The sequence below is a fragment of the Fulvimarina fulva genome, assembly GCF_039652615.1.
In the GTDB taxonomy this organism is placed as follows: Bacteria; Pseudomonadota; Alphaproteobacteria; order Rhizobiales; family Rhizobiaceae; genus Fulvimarina.
The window spans coordinates 81,510-99,412 of sequence record NZ_JBDJAC010000003.1 but is presented as its reverse complement, the minus strand read 5'-3'; the positions used below and the strand labels follow the sequence as shown (position 1 = coordinate 99,412).

Annotated in this window: 16 protein-coding genes; 11 read left to right on the top strand and 5 right to left on the bottom strand. The window is 63.5% G+C overall.

From position 1 onward, the window contains the following. Positions 1-51 precede the first annotated feature (51 nt). The 4 genes from amaB (at position 52) to ABDX79_RS06020 (ending at position 7,062) form a co-directional block, all read left to right on the top strand. On the top strand, positions 52-1,533 hold the full coding sequence (gene amaB / locus ABDX79_RS06035; RefSeq protein ID WP_463671125.1) for an L-piperidine-6-carboxylate dehydrogenase: 1,482 nt from the start codon (positions 52-54) through the stop codon (positions 1,531-1,533). Positions 1,534-1,657: 124 nt separating this feature from the next. Further along, the gene (locus tag ABDX79_RS06030; RefSeq protein ID WP_346219375.1) at positions 1,658-2,878 is read left to right on the top strand and encodes a pyridoxal phosphate-dependent aminotransferase; all 1,221 of its coding nucleotides are present in this window, start codon (positions 1,658-1,660) and stop codon (positions 2,876-2,878) included. A gap of 41 nt (positions 2,879-2,919) precedes the next feature. Beyond that, a complete protein-coding gene (locus ABDX79_RS06025) occupies positions 2,920-4,152 on the top strand; it encodes an NAD(P)/FAD-dependent oxidoreductase (RefSeq protein WP_346219374.1) in 1,233 nt (410 codons plus the stop codon). Between the two features lie 72 nt (positions 4,153-4,224). Next, the gene (locus tag ABDX79_RS06020) at positions 4,225-7,062 is read left to right on the top strand and encodes an FAD-binding and (Fe-S)-binding domain-containing protein (protein WP_346219373.1); all 2,838 of its coding nucleotides are present in this window, start codon (positions 4,225-4,227) and stop codon (positions 7,060-7,062) included. 62 nt (positions 7,063-7,124) lie between these two features. On the opposite strand, the gene ABDX79_RS06015 is transcribed toward ABDX79_RS06020, so the two are convergent. From ABDX79_RS06015 to znuA, 4 genes are all read right to left on the bottom strand, one after another. Then, a complete protein-coding gene (locus ABDX79_RS06015) occupies positions 7,125-7,880 on the bottom strand; it encodes a DUF3623 family protein (RefSeq protein ID WP_346219372.1) in 756 nt (251 codons plus the stop codon). Positions 7,881-8,088: 208 nt separating this feature from the next. Continuing rightward, positions 8,089-9,309 (bottom strand): GTP-binding protein, encoded by a 1,221-nt coding sequence (locus ABDX79_RS06010; RefSeq protein ID WP_463671124.1) that lies wholly within the window; start codon positions 9,307-9,309, stop codon positions 8,089-8,091. Positions 9,310-9,407: 98 nt separating this feature from the next. Beyond that, the gene (locus ABDX79_RS06005) at positions 9,408-10,085 is read right to left on the bottom strand and encodes a metal-binding protein ZinT (RefSeq protein WP_346219370.1); all 678 of its coding nucleotides are present in this window, start codon (positions 10,083-10,085) and stop codon (positions 9,408-9,410) included. Between the two features lie 296 nt (positions 10,086-10,381). Next, complete coding sequence (znuA, locus tag ABDX79_RS06000; RefSeq protein ID WP_346219369.1) at positions 10,382-11,536, bottom strand: zinc ABC transporter substrate-binding protein ZnuA; 1,155 nt, start codon at positions 11,534-11,536, stop codon at positions 10,382-10,384. Between the two features lie 142 nt (positions 11,537-11,678). On the opposite strand from znuA, the gene ABDX79_RS05995 reads away from it, so the two are divergent. Genes ABDX79_RS05995 through ABDX79_RS05980 form a run of 4 tightly spaced genes read left to right on the top strand, consistent with a single transcriptional unit; the run spans position 11,679 to position 14,816 of the window. Continuing rightward, positions 11,679-12,506: an ATP-binding cassette domain-containing protein gene (locus ABDX79_RS05995; protein ID WP_346219368.1), complete on the top strand. Its 828-nt coding sequence runs from the start codon at positions 11,679-11,681 to the stop codon at positions 12,504-12,506. Beyond that, entirely contained in the window at positions 12,499-13,356 is an 858-nt protein-coding gene (locus tag ABDX79_RS05990) for a metal ABC transporter permease (protein WP_346219367.1), read from the top strand. Before ABDX79_RS05995 ends, ABDX79_RS05990 begins: the two co-directional genes overlap by 8 nt. Further along, positions 13,353-13,763, top strand: coding sequence for a Fur family transcriptional regulator (locus tag ABDX79_RS05985; protein ID WP_346219366.1), 411 nt, complete (start codon positions 13,353-13,355; stop codon positions 13,761-13,763). The genes ABDX79_RS05990 and ABDX79_RS05985 overlap by 4 nt, the downstream gene beginning before the upstream one ends. Before the next feature lie 42 nt (positions 13,764-13,805). Beyond that, positions 13,806-14,816 carry a quinoprotein relay system zinc metallohydrolase 2 gene (locus tag ABDX79_RS05980; RefSeq protein WP_346219365.1) on the top strand — a complete coding sequence of 337 codons (1,011 nt, stop codon included), beginning with the start codon at positions 13,806-13,808 and terminating at the stop codon, positions 14,814-14,816. A gap of 63 nt (positions 14,817-14,879) precedes the next feature. On the opposite strand, the gene ABDX79_RS05975 is transcribed toward ABDX79_RS05980, so the two are convergent. Continuing rightward, the gene (locus ABDX79_RS05975; RefSeq protein ID WP_346219364.1) at positions 14,880-15,584 is read right to left on the bottom strand and encodes a DUF1007 family protein; all 705 of its coding nucleotides are present in this window, start codon (positions 15,582-15,584) and stop codon (positions 14,880-14,882) included. A 118-nt stretch (positions 15,585-15,702) separates the two neighbouring features. Here ABDX79_RS05975 and ABDX79_RS05970 point away from each other — a divergent pair, with 118 nt between their 5' ends. The 3 genes from ABDX79_RS05970 (at position 15,703) to ABDX79_RS05960 (ending at position 17,896) form a co-directional block, all read left to right on the top strand. Beyond that, a complete protein-coding gene (locus ABDX79_RS05970; RefSeq protein ID WP_346219363.1) occupies positions 15,703-16,386 on the top strand; it encodes a DUF1007 family protein in 684 nt (227 codons plus the stop codon). A gap of 234 nt (positions 16,387-16,620) precedes the next feature. Beyond that, entirely contained in the window at positions 16,621-17,622 is a 1,002-nt protein-coding gene (locus tag ABDX79_RS05965) for a hypothetical protein (RefSeq protein ID WP_346219362.1), read from the top strand. 61 nt (positions 17,623-17,683) lie between these two features. After that, positions 17,684-17,896, top strand: coding sequence for an anti-sigma factor domain-containing protein (locus ABDX79_RS05960; RefSeq protein WP_463671118.1), 213 nt, complete (start codon positions 17,684-17,686; stop codon positions 17,894-17,896). Positions 17,897-17,903 lie beyond the last annotated feature (7 nt).

The following is a 17,903-nucleotide window of genomic DNA, read 5'->3' as shown; positions in this document are numbered from 1 at the left end:
AAGGATCTGAATATGTCGACGAACCCGCTCGCCGCGACCACCCGCAAGACCATGGAAGCCTGCGGCGTTACCGCCTCGCTCGACGCCGATGGTCTCACCGTCGTCTCGCCGCTCACCGGCGAAGCGGTCGCGGGTCTTGCCACCCATTCGGCTGATGACGCGAAGGCCATGGTAAGCACCGCTCGCACCGCCTTCCGCAAGTGGCGCATGCTGCCTGCGCCGCGCCGGGGCGAGCTCGTCCGCCTTTTTGGTGAAGAGCTGCGCAAGTCCAAGGACGATCTTGGTCGGATGGTCTCGATCGAGGCCGGCAAGTCGCCCTCGGAAGGTCTCGGCGAAGTGCAGGAGATGATCGACATCTGCGATTTCGCCGTCGGCCTCTCGCGCCAGCTCTACGGCCTCACCATCGCGACCGAGCGTCCGGGCCATCGCATGATGGAAACCTGGCATCCGCTCGGCGTCGTCGGCATCATCACCGCCTTCAACTTCCCCTGCGCGCCCTGGGCCTGGAACTCGGCGCTGGCGCTCGTCTGCGGCGATCCCGTCATCTGGAAGCCTTCGGAGAAAACCCCGCTCACGGCGCTTGCCTGCCAGGCCGTGCTGGAGCGCGCCCTCGCCCGCTTCGGCGAGGATGCCCCTGAAGGCCTCAGCCAGGTCCTGGTCGGCGGGCCTGAGCTCGGTGAAGCGCTGGTGACGAGCGAGGATGTCGCGCTGATCTCGGCCACCGGTTCGACCCGGATGGGCCGCATCGTCGGCCCGAAGGTCGCCGAGCGTTTCGGCCGCTCGATCCTCGAACTTGGCGGCAACAATGCCGGCATCGTCTGCCCCTCGGCCGATCTCGACATGACGCTTCGGGCCGTTGCCTTCGGCGCGATGGGCACCGCCGGTCAGCGCTGCACGACGACGCGCCGTCTCTTCGTCCATGAAAGCATCTACGACCAGATCGTGTCCGCTTTGAAGAAGGCCTATGCCTCGGTCAGCGTCGGCAATCCGCTGGAAACGAACGCGCTGGTCGGGCCGCTCATCGACAAGGCGGCCTTTGACGGCATGGTCGAGGCGCTCAAGGAAGCAGAGGCCGCCGGCGGCACGGTCCATGGCGGCGAGCGGCAGGATGTGGGGCCGGATACGGCCTATTATGTGAAGCCCGCCATCGTCGAAATGCCGTCCCAGACCGGCCCGGTGACCCGCGAAACCTTCGCGCCGATCCTCTATGTGATGAAATATTCGGACTTCGACGAGGCGATCGAACAGCACAATAATGTGGGCGGTGGTCTCTCCTCCTCGATCTTCACCACCGATCTGCGCGAGATGGAGACCTTCCTGTCTGCGCGGGGCTCCGATTGCGGCATCGCCAATGTCAACATCGGCACGTCCGGCGCCGAGATCGGCGGGGCGTTCGGCGGCGAGAAGGAGACCGGCGGCGGCCGCGAGAGCGGATCGGATGCATGGCGCGCTTACATGCGCCGCGCGACCAACACGATCAACTACTCACGCGAGCTTCCGCTCGCTCAGGGCGTCAGCTTCGACATCGGCTGAAGCAGGAAGAGGTGAGGCGTGGGGCTTCGTCCAGCGCCTTATCAAAGCTCAACTTGATCGGGCGGCCGATGGGTCGCCCGATCATCTCAAGACATGGCATTGATTATCGCTCGGGGAGGACGGCATGACAGCATCTCGGACGTTCAGACGGTCAGCGCGCATCGCATCCCTGGAGATTTCGGAAATCGTCCAGATCACCGAGCGCGCTGCGAGCCTCAGGGCCGAGGGCCGCGACATCGTCGCGCTTTCAACGGGTGAGCCCGATTTTCCGACGCCATCTCACGTCATCGAGGCCGCCCATCAGGCCGCGCTCACTGGGCAGACGAAGTATACAGCGACCCTCGGAACGCCTGAGCTGCGCGATCTTATCGCCAGCCAGAATGGTGTTGGCCGGGCGAATGTCATCGTCTCCACGGGTGCCAAGCAGGTGCTCGCCAATGCAATGCTCGCGAGCCTCGATCCCGGCGACGAGGTGGTCATGCCCGCCCCATACTGGACGAGCTATTCCGACATCGTCTTGCTGGCCGGCGGCAGCCCGGTCGTCGTCCCCGCCACGATGGAGACCGGGTTTCGGATCACGCCCGAGCGGCTCGAAGCGGCGATCACACCGCGCACGCGCTGGGTGATGCTGAACTCGCCCTCCAACCCCACCGGGGCGATCTATGCGCGCGAGGACCTGCGCGCGCTGGCGGGCGTTCTCGAGCGCCATCCCCATGTGATGGTGCTGGTCGATGAGATCTACGATCTCTTGAGCTATCGCGATTTTGCCTCGATGCGTGAGGTCGTGCCCGAACTCTCGGATCGCATGCTGATCGTCAACGGCGTCTCGAAGGCTTATTCGATGACCGGCTGGCGGATCGGCTGGGGCATCGGCCCGGCCGATATGATCGCCGCGATGGGCGCGGTGCAGGGTCAGATCACCTCCGGTGCGTCTTCGATCTCTCAGGCGGCAGCCGTTGCTGCGCTTTCCGGGCCGCAGGATATTCTGGCTGAGCGTCTCGCCATCCTGCGGGATCGCCGCGATCTCGTCGTCGCGCGGCTGAACGCCATGCCGGGCATCACCTGCGCGGTGCCCGATGGCGCCTTCTACGTGTTTCCCGACGTGACCGGCGCCATGGCGGCCATGGGCCTTGAGACCTGCGCAGAGTTCTGCACAGAACTTCTCGATAGGGAAGGCCTCGCACTGGTGCCGGGGCGGGCGTTTGGGCTTCCCGGCCATGTGCGGCTTTCCTTTGCCTATTCGCAGGCTAATCTTGAAGCGGGCCTCGAGCGGCTCGAACGGTTCCTGTCAGAAGTGCCGCAGACCGCCCATTGCGAAAAGCCAGCCGAAAGGATCGCTTCGTGAGGACTATGAGGAATCTCTGGAACGATTCCTGCCGAGAAAACGTGGAAAGCCGGCCGCTGGCAGAGGATGCCGTTGCCGATCTGGTGGTGATCGGCGCCGGGTTTACGGGGAGTTCGGCCGCGCTCGAAGCCTCGCGGCGCGGGGCCTCTGTGGTTCTCCTGGAGGCTGAAACGGTTTCCTATGGCGGTTCGGGCCGTAATGTCGGCCTCGTCAATGCGGGCCTCTGGCTGCCGCCGGAGGATGTTATCTCGGCTATGGGCGAGACGGCGGGATCCCGCCTGCTTTCGGCGCTCGGCGAGGGGCCGCGCACCGTCTTCGAGCGGATCGAGACCCATGGCATCGATTGCGAGGCGACGCGCAAGGGCACGCTCCATCTCGCCCACTCCGCTGCAGGCTATTCGGAACTCGAAAAGCGCTGCCGGCAGGGCAACCGGATCGGCGCGCCGCTTCAGCTCATCGATGCCGAGGAAACCGCGAAGCGAACCGGAAGTGAAGCCTTTCACGGATCTCTCCTCGATCCGCGCGCCGGCACCATCCAGCCGCGCGCCTATTGCGTAGGCCTTGCCCGCGCGGCCGTCGAGGCCGGCGCGCGGCTTCACGTCTCTTCGCCGGCAACGCGGATCGAGCGCGGTGACGGCGTCTGGATCGTCCATGCGAATGGCCACAGGGTGAGGGCGAAAGCGCTGCTTCTGGCAACCAACGCCTATCATCGTGACCTCGCAGGGATCGAGGCGCCCCATTACGTGAAGGTCGGCTATAGCCAGTTCGCAACGGTCCCACTTGAGTCTAAGGCGCGTGAGCGCGTGCTGACCGGCGGCGAGGGGTGCTGGGACACGGCGCTGGTCATGTCCTCGTTCAGGCTCGACCAGGCAGGCCGAATGATCATCGGCGGTGTCGGGAATGCGGCGGGGCTTGGCGCACCGATCCACGCGAATTGGGCGCGCCGGAAATTGCGCAGCCTCTATCCGGAACTCGGTGACCTGTCCTTCGACTTTGCTTGGCAGGGCTTCATCGCCATGACCGGCGACCACATTCCCAAACTCATCGAGTTCGGCCCGTCGGCCTATGCCGCGTTCGGCTATTCGGGACGCGGCATCGCGCCGGGAACCGTCATCGGCACCGCCGCTGCCGAGGCTCTGCTCGAAGACCGGCCCGAGGCCATCCCGCTTCCCGTTCAGGAGCGCCATTCGGAGCGGTTCCGCAGCGTTCGTGGGGCGTGGTACGAATTGGGTGCGACCATGACCCATGCCCTGCCGACGCGGCTCATGGGTTGATCTTGCTCGCTTCGCCGCGGACAAGGCGGTGGTGCCGCCAAAAGCATGAAGAGGTGACACCGGAGGTATGACATGACCGAGGCGACACCCGCATCGCGATCCATCTTCGCCGCTCTGCCCGAGGCTCTCCGCGAGGCCGGCTTTCGAGGGGAGGCCGAGCACGACACCGCCTTGCGCGCCGCGATGTCTACGGACAACTCGGTCTATCGTATTACGCCCGATCTCGTTCTCGCACCGATCGATGCCGCCGATGTGGTGACGGCGATGGGCGTGCTGGAGACATCCCCTTTCGACACCATTCCCGTCACCGCGCGCGGCGGCGGCACCGGAACAAACGGGCAGTCGCTGAACAGCGGCGTCATCCTCGACATGCGGCGTCACATGCACCGGCTCATCGAGGTCGATCCGGCGGGCGAATGGGCCGATGTGGAGCCCGGCATCGTGCTCGACGATCTGAATGCGCGGCTGAAACCCCACGGCGTCTTCTTCGCGCCCGAAACCTCGACCTCCACGCGCTGCGTGATCGGCGGCATGGTCTCGACGGATGCCTCGGGCAAAGGCTCGCGCGTCTATGGCAAGACGTCCGACAATCTTCTCGGGGTCGAGATCGCGCGGGGGCAGGGGCTGGTCTCCAGTCTCGAACCCGCACCGGACTGGGCCCGGCCGATGCTTCAAGCGGCGGAAGCTGCGGCACGGGCCGGACGCGACGCTTTCATCGCGGCTACGCCGAAGCTCAACCGAAGGTTCACCGGCTACGACCTCGAACGCGCCTGCTGCGATGGTGGCGGCTTTGAATGGTGGCGGCTTTTCCCCGGCTCCGAGGGCACTCTCGGGCCGATCACCCGCATTCGGGTGAAACTGCGTCCGCTTGCCCGCGAAAAGCGGCTGGTGGTCGCAGCCTTTGCGAGCTTTCGCGACTCCCTTGCAGCCGGCGTGCCGCTTCTCGCAGACGATCCTACCGCGATCGAGGTGATGGATGAACGCGTCACGGCGCTGGCGGGGGAGGCGTCTCTGCTCGACCGGCTTCCGCAAGCGCTGCGCCCGGCGAGCGGCACCGCGCCCGCCTATACATTCGTGGAATTCAACGGCGACGATCCGGATGAACTTTCGAAGCGCCTCGCGGCCTGCGAAGACCGGCTGCACGGCCTTCCCGGCATCCGCGCTGTTTATGTGGCAAGCGATGCGGCCGAAATCCGCGAACTCTGGGCGATCCGCTCGGCGGGCGTCGGGCTTCTTGGAAAGGTCGATGGCCCGGCGCGCCCGGTCGCCTTCGTCGAGGATTGCGTCGTTCCGCCCGAGGAACTGCCGGACTTTCTGGACGGGTTCCTTGGCATTTTGGCTCGGCATGGGCTGGGCTTCGGCATTTACGGCCATGTGGATGCGGGCTGCCTGCATATTCGTCCCGCCCTCGATATCGACGAGGATGCCGACCGCGCCCGCCTCGTCGCTGTTTCCGACGAGATCTTCGATCTGGTCCAGCGCCATGGCGGCATCTTCTGGGGCGAACACGGCAAGGGGATGCGCGGCGCCTATCTGGAACGCTGGATCGGGCCGGACGCCTATCGTGCCCTCCAAGGCGTCAAGGCCGCCTTCGACCCGGCGGGGCGCTTCAATCCCGGCAAGCTCGTCTCGAATGGGACGCCGATCATGGGGATTGGAACGACCCCCTTCCGGCCGTTCAACGCGCCGGAAGGCGATCCGCTGCAAAAAGCGTTCCGCTGCAACGGCAATGCCCAATGCCTGAGCTATGCCGCAACGACCGCCATGTGCCCGTCCTTCAAGGCGACGAACGATGTGCGCCATTCGCCGAAAGGCCGCGCCGACGCGCTGCGCGCCTGGAACGAGGGGCGGCGGACCGGCGAGCGGACGGTGGAAGAGGCGGATCTTCTCGCCACACTCGACACCTGTCTCGGCTGCAAGGCCTGCGCCTCGTCCTGCCCGGTCCAGGTGGACATCCCGGCGATGCGAGCGGCGTTTCTCGCCGAGTATTACAAGGATCACGCAAGACCGCTGATGGACCGGCTCACCCTTCTGGCCGAGCGTCTCAGCCCCTTGATGGTGCGGGCAGCTCCGCTTCTTCGCCCGATCTGGCCCATGATGTCGCGGCTCGCAGGCGTGATGATGGCGATGGAGGATTTGCCGGACCGGATCGCGCCGCCTCTGCCGAAAGAGGCACGAATTCGCGTCGCCGATCTTGGCCGTGCGGCCTTGGCAGATGACACGGTTCTCGTCTGGATGGACTGGTTTTCGGCGCTCTTCGACGGAGCGGCGCAGCGCGATGTCTTGCGTGGGCTGAGCGCGCTCGGCTACCGCCCGCTCTTTGTCGAAATGCGCCCCTCGGGCAAGCTCGCCGGGGACATGGGAGAGCGCGAGGGCTTTGCCCGAATGGCCGATAGAGTAGAAGAAGCGATGCAAGCGGGGGCCCGAACCGGCGCGCCGATGATCGGGCTCGACCCGGCCTTCGTGATGGCGCTTCGCCAGGATTACGCCAAGGCCGGGCGGCGGCTGCCCGAAATCCAGCTGCCGCAGGAATTTCTCGCGGCCGAGGTCGCGCGCGGACGGTCATTTCCGCATGGCAGCGGTCAAGCGACGATTTTCGCCCATTGCACCGAGACGACAGGCGCGCCTTCTTCGCGCAAGGAATGGACGACGGTCTTTCAGGCGATCGGCATCGAGCCCGAGACCCCGGCAACGGGGTGCTGCGGCATGGCGGGGCTCTTCGGCCACAAGAAGCGTCATGGCGCGATGTCGCGCAAGCTCTTCGATATGAGCTGGGCCATGCCGCTCGAAGATGCGCAAGAGGCCGCCGCGACGGGCTTTTCCTGCCGTTGCCAGTCCGAGCGGCTTGCCGATCGCACCGTTCGCCACCCGCTCGGCCTGATCGCAGACCGGTTGGACCGCCCGGCTTGAGGCCGGCGCTACACGCCCGGTCGGTCTGGAAAGACTGTCACGTCGCGTTGATCCCGGCTTGATCACCGGTCCGTCCGTTCCCGCCCCGTCCAGCGCCAGAGCCGGTCCTCGGAGAAGGGGAACATCAGAAAGAACATCTCGGCGATGCCGAGACAGACGAGAGATGCGAGGATGCCCGCCAGTGTCGATGCCATCGCGTCCGGGTGGTCGAGACTGCTAAGTGCCAGGATTACAAGTGTTCCGACGAGGATATTGATCGTCACGGGCAGCGCCGGGCTGATCCTGTCCTTTCTGAAATAGCTCGCGAGATAATGAAGGCGTCGCGGGAGCATATGGATAGCCGCGCAAGGCGCGCCGAGAAAGAGGTTGATCTCTGCCAGCGAACGCAGCCCCCAGAGGGCAAGAAAACTGAACAGAACGGCGTTGTTGGCGCTTCCGGCGAGACCGATCGTCAGAACGCCGGCCGTCAGAACGAGCCCGATCTGCCGATCCCTGATCGTTTGGAAGGCCTCGCGGAATGTCGGCCTGCAATCGGGATTGTCGGGCCATGTCCGTGGACCAGTGATCCAGCCTGTCAGGAAGGCGATCTCATGGGCGCCCCAGAGCAGGATGGCGGCAAAGAAGCCGAGCCATACGCCATTGGCCGTCGCCATGTTTTCGCTCATCAGCGCCGCGATGAGCCCGGCCGCGGCCACACCAGCGGCAACGAGTTTGGTCGCGGTTCCGTTTGGCGCGAGGCGGCGCGTCGCCATCAGGATCAGGCCGGTCGATAGCCACCAGACCCCGATGACGCTTCCGAACGAGAGAAGCGCCATCATGCCCGATGCCGCTCCGTCGCTTCGTCCTCGCCCGCCGGATCGATGACAAGACAGAATCGCGCTGCGCCGGATGTCGCGGGCCGCGATCTCTGCCAGACGGCAAGCTCGGTGGTCGGTCGGTAAATCGCTTGTAGAACCGATGGTCGAGCATCCCGGCAGATGGGCGATGCCTCGTCCTGTCGGGATGCGCTCCAGTCTTCAAGCGCGCTCATGCCGCTTCGCGCCGGTTCTGCCATGCCGGGAACGGGTCCGGCAGGCCCGCGAGCCTTTCAAGATCGGCGAGGCTTTCGGCGGGTGCCAGGCAGGCCTCGAGCCGAGCCTTGAGCCCGGGCCAATCGATATCGATCCCGATGAAGACCAGCTCCTGACGCCGGTCGCCGAAGGGTTCAGCCCAGCGCTCCGCGAGATAGGCGTTTGCCTGCGGATTGTTCGGCCGCTTCTCCTTCTGCACCGAGGCCCACCACACGCCGAGCGGGGTGACGCTGGAAAGCGCGCCGGCAAGCGAGAACTCTGCGACGATGTCAGGACGTGTCGCCACCCAGAAATGCCCCTTGGCGCGCACGACGCCTGGCAGCGGGTGGTTGAAAAGATCGTGGATCTTTTGCGGATCGAACGGTCTCCTCGCCCTGTAGACGAAGGATTGAACGCCGTATTCCTCGCTCTCCGGCACGTGGTCCGCGAAGCCATAGAGCTCCTTGGCCCACATGGGATGCTCGTGCGCCTTCTGGAAGTCGAAAAGACCGGTATCGAGAATCTCGCCCGGCGCGACATCGGAATAATTCGCCTCGACGATCCGGGCATCGGCATTGAGACTGCGCACGATCTTGCGGGCGGCATCCAGTTGTTCGCGCGTCGCATCGGACACCTTGTTGAGGACGACGACGTCAGCGAACTCGATCTGCTCGACGAGAAGCTGGACGATGGTCCGCTCGTCGCCTTCGCCCATGGTTTCACCACGATCGGACAGGAAGTCGTGGCTCGAATAGTTGTTGAGAAGGTTCGCCGTGTCGACGACCGTCACCATCGTATCGAGGCGCGCCAGGTCCGACAGGCTGCGGCCGTGCTCGTCCCTGAACTCGAAGGTCGCGGCGACCGGAAGCGGCTCGGAAATGCCGGTGGATTCGATGAGGAGATAGTCGAACCGGCCGTCTTCGGCGAGCTTGCGCACCTCGTTCAGAAGATCCTCGCGCAGCGTGCAGCAGATGCAGCCATTCGACATCTCGACAAGCGTCTCGTCGGTCTGGGACAGCTTCGCGCCGCCCTCCCGTACGAGATCGGCGTCGATATTCACCTCGGACATGTCGTTGACGATGACGGCGACCCGGCGACCTTCGCGGTTGTTGAGGACGCGGTTCAAAAGGGTCGTCTTGCCGGCCCCGAGAAAGCCGGAGAGGACGGTGACGGGGAGGCGGCGCCCGGCCGGTTGCATCTCGCTCATGGCGAACCTCATTCACTGATTGAAGCGTGGAAGTGGGGAGTGGACCGCCCCGCCGGGAGGCGAGGCGGTCGTCAGACAGGCAGATGGGGTCAGTGCGCCATCATCTCGGAGACGATCTCGTCTCCGCTGAGCGAAGCGGGGAAATAGGTCGGCCACTTCGTGAGTTCTTCGAGACGCGCGGCCCGGTCATCGCCCCAATAGAGGTGATAGTGGCCGGTCTTTTCAGGCGCGATCTTGTGGTCGCTGAACTGAATGAATTGGGGCGCGGCTTCGTCACCATCGGTCTTTTCAAAAATGAAACGGACGCCGCGATTTCCCTTTTTGTAGTTCAGGATCTCGTAGCCGTCATAGGCGTACTGTCCTTCCACCGGCTCTCCGTCCCTGTAGAACGAGACGGTATCGCCCTCGATGGTGATCCGCCCGACATCGGTGCGATAGCCGGTCGTGTAATAGTCCTTGTATTCGGCGGCCGTCATCTCTCCATTTTCGGCCTTGTGCTCCCAGACAGGGTCGAGCTTGCCGTCCTGAAGATATGGAAAGACCGACTGCCAGTCGCCGGCATAGTCCGAGAGCGGGCGGTCGGCGATCTGGCTGTCTTCGAAATAGCCTTTGTAAACCTGCTGATCGTCGTGGTTGTGGGCGTGATCGGCATGGCTGTGCGAATGGTCGCTGCTTGCATGGTCATGGCCCTTCTGTTCGGCGAGAGCCATGGTGCTGCTCGTCAGAACGAGGGAGAGTGCCGCCGCGATTGCGAGAGATCGTTGCATGTCAGTTGTCCTTCTTGGGAGTGACGGGGTGAGAGGGATGATCCGCCGGCCCTGTTGCTGCGGATCGGGAACCGCCAAGCCTTGCTGAGGCTGGCGGAAGCGGAAACAGGAGTTGCGCACGGCGCGTGCCGGTTGAGCTTGTGAGGGCGGACGCGAGGGCTTTCGTGCCGCCGGTCACGCGCACGTCTTTGTTCGCAGCGACCGCTGATCGTGTCGTTGCGTAAAAATGTTATATCATTACACACACTCGCCAAAGAAATGGGCGGCTCAGCCGCCCATCGCTGACTGTGCGCCGGTTAGCTCGACTGGGCGAGGCAATCCTTCATCGAATTCGCCATGTTCTGGATGAGTTTGAAATAGAGATCCGGGCCGTTCTGGATATCCGCTCCGAGCGGGTCGAGGACGCCAGAGCGGGCGTCGCTGCCTTCCGTTACGGTGGAAATCAGCTTCGGCTCGAATTGCGGCTCGGCGAAAACGCAGGTCGCGCCCAGCTCCTCGATCTTGTGCCGGATTTCGCCCACGCGCTGCGCGCCCGGCACGACCTCCGGCGACACGGTGATGGAGCCGGCGGCCTCTACGCCGAAGCGGTTTTCGAAATAGGGATAGGCATCGTGGAAAACGATGAAGGACTTGTCCTTCAGCGGCTTCAGCTCGGCGCTGACCTCGGTCGTCAGCTTGTCCAGCCGCGCCATTTCCGCCTTGGCATTTGTTTCGTATTTCGCGGCATTGTCGGGATCGGCGGCGACAAGCGTTTCCTCGATCTCGTGAACCATGGCCTTTGCGTTCACAGGATCGAGCCAGATATGGGGGTTGTATTCGCCCTCTGCGTGATCGTGCCCGTGCCCTGCTTCAGCGGTTTTCTCGTGGTCATGATCGTGATCATGTCCTGCCTCCGCAGTCTCGCCATGGTCGTGGTCGTGACCTGCCTCGGCCGTTTCCTCATGATCGTGGCTATGGCCGTCGTCGTGCGAGTGGCCGGCGCTTTCGTCATGGTCGTGGCTGTGCCCATCGTGACCCTCGGCCGATGCTTCTTCCGCGCCATGGCTTCCATGATCATGATTATCACCATGGCCGTGATCGTGGGCCTCGAACATGCCGCCTTCGCGCATCGGAAGAAGGACGAGATCGGGAGTATCCATCAGCTCGACCGTCTTGGCATTGGTGCCGATCGTCTCCAACGGCTTTTCCAGAAAGGTCTCGATGCCAGGGCCGATCCAGAAGACGAGATTTGCATCTTCCAGCATCTGCGCCTGGGACGGCTTCATGGCATAGGTGTGCGGAGACCCGGCCCCGTCGACGATCAGCCCGGGTTCGCCTACACCCTCCATGATGGCTGAGACCAGCGAATGGACAGGTTTGATCGAAGCGACGACATTCACCTCTGCTTGGGCAGCCGCCGGAGACAGGGCAATCAGGGTGGAGGTGAGAAGGAGGGCCTTGATCGGGCGCATGGAGAAACTCCGATATTGCATGGAGATAAATGATCCGCTGGATAAGCGATGTTATATTATTACATCGTTGTGTAACGGTATAACGTATGGCATAGCCGATGCAAGGCCCATCGCCGACTGACTGGAAGGATTTTTTCGACCCATGCTTCGAAGACCGGATGCGCTCGTCACGCTCGACAATGCCGGTATATATCGCGCCGGGCGCTGGCTCGTGCGCGGTATCTCCATGTCCGTCGACGCAGGCGAGATCGTCACGCTGATCGGGCCGAACGGCTCGGGAAAGTCGACCACGGCGCGCATGGCGCTGGGCCTCGTCAAGCCGGACGAAGGCACGTCCTCGCGCCGCCAGAACGTGAAGATCTCCTATGTTCCCCAAAAGCTGGCCGTCGACTGGACCTTGCCCCTCAAGGTCGGCCAGTTCATGCATCTGACCGGACGGATCAGTGCTGACGAGGCCGAAGCGGCACTGGCAGCGACCGGTGCCACCCGTCTTGTGGGGGCGGAGGTGCGGACGCTGTCGGGCGGTGAGTTCCAGCGGGTCATGCTGGCTCGGGCGATGGCGCGAAAGCCCGATCTTCTCGTTCTCGACGAGCCGGTTCAGGGCGTTGATTTCACCGGCGAGATCGCTCTTTACGACCTGGTCGTGAAGATTCGGGACGATCTGGGCTGCGGCGTCCTGTTGATTTCACACGATCTGCATGTCGTCATGGCCGCGACCGATCGCGTCTTTTGTCTGAACGGCCATGTCTGCTGCTCGGGCACGCCGAAGGCGGTCGCCTCCAGTCCGGAATACCGGGCGCTGTTCGGAAACCGCGCCGCCGCGACCCTTGCCGTCTACGAACACGACCACGATCACACCCATCTCGCCGATGGCCGCGTGAAGCACGCGGATGGCACCGTCACCGACCATTGCCACCCGGACGACGGCCATCATCACGAAACGCCGGAGGAGGAACGAACCGATGCTTGACGATTTCTTCACCCGTGCGCTCGTCGCGGGAATCGGGACGGCACTGATTGCCGGTCCGCTGGGCTGCTTCATCGTCTGGCGGCGGCTCGCCTATTTCGGCGATACGCTCTCCCACGCAGCTCTGCTCGGCGTCGCGCTTGCCTTCCTTTTCGAAATCAATATCGAACTCGCCGTCTTCGCGGTCTCTGGCTGCGTCGCGATCGCGCTGCTTCTGCTCCAGAAGCGCGCGGCCGTCTCCTCGGACGCCCTGCTCGGCCTTCTGTCGCACTCGGCCCTCGCCATCGGCCTCGTGGTTCTGGCATTCATGACGTGGATTAGGGTCGACCTGATGGGGTTCCTCTTCGGCGATATTCTCGCCGTCTCGACGACGGACATTGCCATCATCTGGTTTGGTGGGTCGGTGGTTCTCGCCGTCCTCGCGGCGATCTGGCGTCCGCTCTTCGCGGCCACCGTCAACCGCGAACTGGCGGAGGCGGAAGGCATGCATCCCGAGAGAGCCAATATCATCTTCATGCTGCTGATGGCCGCCGTCATCGCGATCGCGATGAAGATCGTCGGCGTCCTTCTGATCACGGCGATGCTGATCATTCCGGCGGCGACCGCCAGGCGCTTTGCGGCCGGCCCGGAACAGATGGCCATCCTCGCAGCCGGCATCGGGGCGTTCGCCGTTACGGGTGGCCTCTTTGGCTCGCTCGAATGGGATACACCCGCTGGCCCGAGCATCGTCGTCGCGGCGCTGGGCTTCTTCATCCTCTCCATCCTTCCCTCACCCATCCGATTGCCGCTAGGATCGAAGGCACGGCAGGCGCGCTCGAGCGATGATGCCACCAAGGAAGGAACGCGCCCATGACCAAGCACACCCATGGCGATGCCGGTTTGACGAAGAACCAGACGCTGGTGATGAACGCGCTCAGCCGGTCGGACGGGCCGCTCAGCGCCTATACGATCCTCGATCAGTTGCGCGAAAAGGGCTTCCGGGCGCCGCTTCAGGTCTATCGCGCGCTCGACAAGCTGATCGACAATGGTCTCGTTCATCGGCTGGAAAGCCTCAATGCCTTCGTCGCCTGTCGTCACGCCCATTGCGAGGGCGATCGGATCATCATCTTCATGATCTGCGAGAATTGCGATCAGGTTACCGAGGTCAGCGATGGGGCGCTGGCGGATCATTTGCGCAATCTGGCGCTCGATGCCGGCTTCGCGCTCAAGAAGTCGATCGTCGAGCTGCGGGGCATCTGCAGCGAATGCACGGCGGCGTGAGCCGCGCGACATAAAGACGAAACGGACAGCTGGGAGGCTTCGATGTGCCGGTTTCTGGAAGACCTTGTGGACGGCAGGATGAGCGCGGATCGCGGGCCGACGAGGCGGCGCTTTCTCTGTCTCGCGGGCCCCTTCGTCGCTCTTCCCTGGTTTCCGGGGCTGGCTCTCGCCGCCCCCGCATCCGATGCGGCAGCCGATCCGCTCGATGTCACGGAGATCGCTGACGGCGTCTTCGTCCATCACGGTGTCGTCGACCTGATGCGCTCCTCGAACGAGGGCGGCGTCGCCAATATCGGTTTCATCATCGGGGACGATGGGGTCGCGGTGATCGATAGCGGCGGCAGCGTTCTCGAAGGCCGCCGGATGGTTGCGGCCATCGCGGAGCGAACCGACAAGCCGATCCGCTACGTCATCAACACCCACATGCACCCCGATCATATCTTCGGTAATGCGGCCTATGCGGGAGGCGATGCGACCTTTGTCGGCCACCACAACCTGCCGAACGCGCTGGCAGCTCGCAGGGAGACCTATCTGCGCTCCAATCTCGACCTGATGGGCGCCGATTTCATGGCGGAGGTTTCGATCATCCCGCCGACCCTGACCGTTGCGGAGGAGACGGTGCTCGACCTCGGAAACCGCAAGCTCACGCTGCGCGCCTGGCCGACGGCCCACACCAACAACGATCTCACCGTTATGGACGAGACGACCCGAACACTCTTTACCGGCGATCTCGTTTTCCAGGATCATTGCCCGTCGCTGGACGGCAGCATTCTCGGCTGGACGGAGGTTCTCGGCAACCTGACGGCGATCGAGGCCGATCATGCGGTGCCGGGGCACGGACCCATCGATATCGCCTGGCCCTCGGGTGCCGATCCACAGATCCGCTATCTCGATGTCCTGACCCGCGATGTCCGGCAGATGATCGATGAGGGGGTGCCGCTCGCCGAGGCCAGCACGACGGCCGGCCAGTCCCAGAAGGACGACTGGCAGCTTTTCGACGACTTCAACGTGCGAAACGCGACGGCGGCCTATGCCGAACTGGAATGGGAGTAAGCCAGCTTCTGTGAACCCTCTGATCCGTTGAAGGGCCTGAAGGCTCGGATGGAATCGAGCCCCTCAGCCGCCGGATTTGTGGCTGGCGAGCGGGCCTTTGTCGCGACAGTCGATTTCGAAGCGCGTTGCAAGCGCGTCGGAAAAATTGATGCCGTCTTCGGGCGTTTCTTCATCCGGCCCCAACTGGGCGAGCGTATCCAGCCAGATCCGTTCGGCTTCGTCCGGCTCCGGCGTTTCCATATGCCGGGCGCATGAATCGGAGATGCCGTCGAGCATGAACCGGCTCTCGTCCGGAAAATCGAAGGCGACGAAATAGGTCTGGTCGTAAGTGCTGAGGCTCACCCGTACCGTATCGAGGGCGACCGGTTCATCGAGCAGCATCTCGAAGCGGAAGAGGAGCCGGCCGGTGGCCTCGTCCCAGTCCACCTTGAATGCATCCGGCTGGGTCAGCTTCACCGTTTCGCCGTCGACCTTCACGAAGGTATAATACGACCACTCGGCGATCGATCCGCGCACCTGCTTGCCGACAGCCTCCAGCTCATCGGGGTCCAGCCGGTCATTGGCGTTCGCGTCGAAGTCGGGGATCACGCTTGAGGAGAACAGCTCGTCCATCGCCCAGACATTTTCGAGCCCGGTCAGATGCCCGGCCCCGTCGCCCTTGGCCACCAGGCGCGCATCGATGAAGACATGGGGATGGGCCGAAACGGGCTGGGAGGTCGCGATGGCCGCAAAGCCGATCGCGAACGGCATCCAAAGTCTTCGGGCCATGCAATCCTCCTGAATCTCCCGAAGGACGCCCGAACGAGCGAAGTCGGGCGACCGGCGGCCGGTCTTAATCTCGCCATGCGAAATTGATGCATGATCAATGATCTCTGGAGGTCTTCTGATGGATGGATGCGGCGTGAAATGGGCGAGGTCTGTTGCCGGGGCGCTCCTGATGGCCTGCGCTGCCTTCGCGCCGGCCACAGCCTCCGCTCACCCTCATGTCTTCGTCACGACATCCGTGCAGTTCGTCGGAGACGGCAAGGGCGATCTTACGGCGATCCGCACCGGATGGGTCTTCGACGAGCTTTTCTCCGCATCGCTGTTGATGGATTTCGACGAAAACGCCGATGGTCGCCTCGATGAAAGCGAACTCAAGACGATCGCCGGAACGGTCCTTGGATCGGCTCGCGACTACGATTTCTTCACGTTTTTGAAGCAGGGCAGGGCCTCGCTTGCCCTGTCCCCGCCCGACCTCTTTCACGCCGTCATGCAGAATGGTCACCTCGTCATCATGACCGAGATGCGACCAAAGCATCATGTCGCGCTGACGGACGGACCCCTGACGCTCTCGATCTACGATCCGAGCTATTATGTGTCCTTCGACGTGACCTCGGACCGGCAGATCCGCCTCACAGATGTTCCGGGCAGCTGTCACACCATGCTCAATGCCGATGAGCCGAAGAGCGATGGAGCGACCGACTGGTTGAATCAGATCGCGGGTCTCGGCAAGTCAGAGACCATTCCGGCGGACGGGATCAACTACGCCGAACTTCTCTCGACGAAAGTTCAGCTGACCTGCAGTTGAGACTGGTTGGCCTCATGCGCCAGTGCCTAAGGATTCCCGATCATTCAGCGTCGAATCAGCTTGGTCTGGCACTCATCCATCGCAGGCGGCAAAGCCGTCGTCTCGAAAAAGACGAAATGGCTTCTAGAGGTTTGCCCTTTATTCTCTGAAGGTTAGTCCGGCCCTTTTCCGCCGGCCTCGTCACCGCTGCTGGACCTTGAGTTTCAAAAACCGGGTAAGCGCAAAGGAACTTCGATGATTGCCAACCGGCTTCGCAGGATCGCTGCTCTTCTCGGCCTTGTCCTCCTGCCGGCCTGTACGGCGGCGGACCTTGTGCCCTCCCCGATAGACCTGGCGCAGGCCGCTTCTCCGCAATGGCTCGGCGCCCATGTGGGTGACGAGGACGGCAAGATCTCTCCGGTGGTGCTCCAGCGGGCGCGGGCGCTCCATCAGCGCAAGGTCGCGGCCGGTGATGTCGGCAATTCCTGCTATTTCGCGCTGGATGCGACACGCCCGAGCACCAATTCCAGCGGTCAGCCCTCCCGTCGGTTCTACATGATCTGCGAGGATCGGCGCGTCTTCCGGGCAATGTCGTCCGGCTATGGAAGCGGGCGCGATCTAAAAGGGTTTGCCGATTTCAAGAACGGGCTGCAGTGCGCACAGAATTTCGGGAACGCGGAAAATTCGTCCCTCACAACCGGCGGCGCCTATACCACCGCCGAAATCCGGGACGGCTTCAAAGGCTATTACCGGACATCCAGCGGCAATGAGGTGCCGTTTGTCCGTTCTTTCGTGCAGTTCGAGGGAGAAGGCGCGACTGCGAATGCGCGTCCCCGCGCGATCGGTGGCCATCAGGCAACCCTGATCCGGGCCCAGTGCCGCCGGCAGAGCCCCGGCGACCCGTACGCCAATGACGAGGGCTTCGTCGCCTTCGGCAAGCTCGTCGACTACGCCTCCGGCCGGAGCAATGGCTGCACCAGCTGGTCGTCCGCCGATAACGAGGTCATCGTTTCGACGGTCAGGAACAATCCGACGACGGTCTACATCTATCCGGAAGCCCGGGATATCGAAGCGGTGTCTGAGGCCGTTGGGGCCGGGCGTTCGCCGTCGGAGGCCGGCACCTATTGGAATGCCTCGTGTCTGAGAGAAATCGGCAAGCCGCGCTTCTGGTCTGCAGCGAGCCTCGAGCCGCTGATCGAGCGCTATGAGGCGTCAAGGCCGAAACGCTCCTGGGACCCGCTGCCGATCTGCAAATAGTCGCGGACGGCGGTTGCCCTGACGGGCAGCACAGACAAGCGCAACGGCATCCTGCTCGCCCATGTCTCCGGCTACTCCGTCGCCCGAGCTCGGTCCGAAATCCATGGGCCTGCTGCCGGAGGTCCGCGCCCGGCTTCTTGAGGATTTCGATCTGTCCGCTCCGGAAAACGACCAGCTCTACGAGATCACGCTCGAACCCGAAGGCGGTTCACCGACCGGACGACCGACCGGCCCAATCCTCGCCAAAGGCTACGGCGCCCTGCAGTCCGAGTAGGATCGCG

Bases quoted from the DNA above. Each gene is read 5' to 3' on its own strand.
- ABDX79_RS05970 (WP_346219363.1), top strand. From the start codon at position 15,703: ATGGATGGATGCGGCGTGAAATGGGCGAGGTCTGTTGCCGGGGCGCTC.
- ABDX79_RS06005 (WP_346219370.1), bottom strand. From the start codon at position 10,085: ATGCAACGATCTCTCGCAATCGCGGCGGCACTCTCCCTCGTTCTGACG.
- ABDX79_RS05965 (WP_346219362.1), top strand. From the start codon at position 16,621: ATGATTGCCAACCGGCTTCGCAGGATCGCTGCTCTTCTCGGCCTTGTC.
- ABDX79_RS06010 (WP_463671124.1), bottom strand. From the start codon at position 9,309: ATGCAACCGGCCGGGCGCCGCCTCCCCGTCACCGTCCTCTCCGGCTTT.
- ABDX79_RS06020 (WP_346219373.1), top strand. From the start codon at position 4,225: ATGACCGAGGCGACACCCGCATCGCGATCCATCTTCGCCGCTCTGCCC.
- ABDX79_RS06030 (WP_346219375.1), top strand. From the start codon at position 1,658: ATGACAGCATCTCGGACGTTCAGACGGTCAGCGCGCATCGCATCCCTG.
- ABDX79_RS05980 (WP_346219365.1), top strand. From the start codon at position 13,806: ATGTGCCGGTTTCTGGAAGACCTTGTGGACGGCAGGATGAGCGCGGAT.
- ABDX79_RS06015 (WP_346219372.1), bottom strand. From the start codon at position 7,880: ATGATGGCGCTTCTCTCGTTCGGAAGCGTCATCGGGGTCTGGTGGCTA.
- znuA (WP_346219369.1), bottom strand. From the start codon at position 11,536: ATGCGCCCGATCAAGGCCCTCCTTCTCACCTCCACCCTGATTGCCCTG.
- ABDX79_RS05975 (WP_346219364.1), bottom strand. From the start codon at position 15,584: ATGGCCCGAAGACTTTGGATGCCGTTCGCGATCGGCTTTGCGGCCATC.
- ABDX79_RS05985 (WP_346219366.1), top strand. From the start codon at position 13,353: ATGACCAAGCACACCCATGGCGATGCCGGTTTGACGAAGAACCAGACG.
- ABDX79_RS05990 (WP_346219367.1), top strand. From the start codon at position 12,499: ATGCTTGACGATTTCTTCACCCGTGCGCTCGTCGCGGGAATCGGGACG.
- ABDX79_RS05995 (WP_346219368.1), top strand. From the start codon at position 11,679: ATGCTTCGAAGACCGGATGCGCTCGTCACGCTCGACAATGCCGGTATA.
- amaB (WP_463671125.1), top strand. From the start codon at position 52: ATGGAAGCCTGCGGCGTTACCGCCTCGCTCGACGCCGATGGTCTCACC.
- ABDX79_RS05960 (WP_463671118.1), top strand. From the start codon at position 17,684: ATGTCTCCGGCTACTCCGTCGCCCGAGCTCGGTCCGAAATCCATGGGC.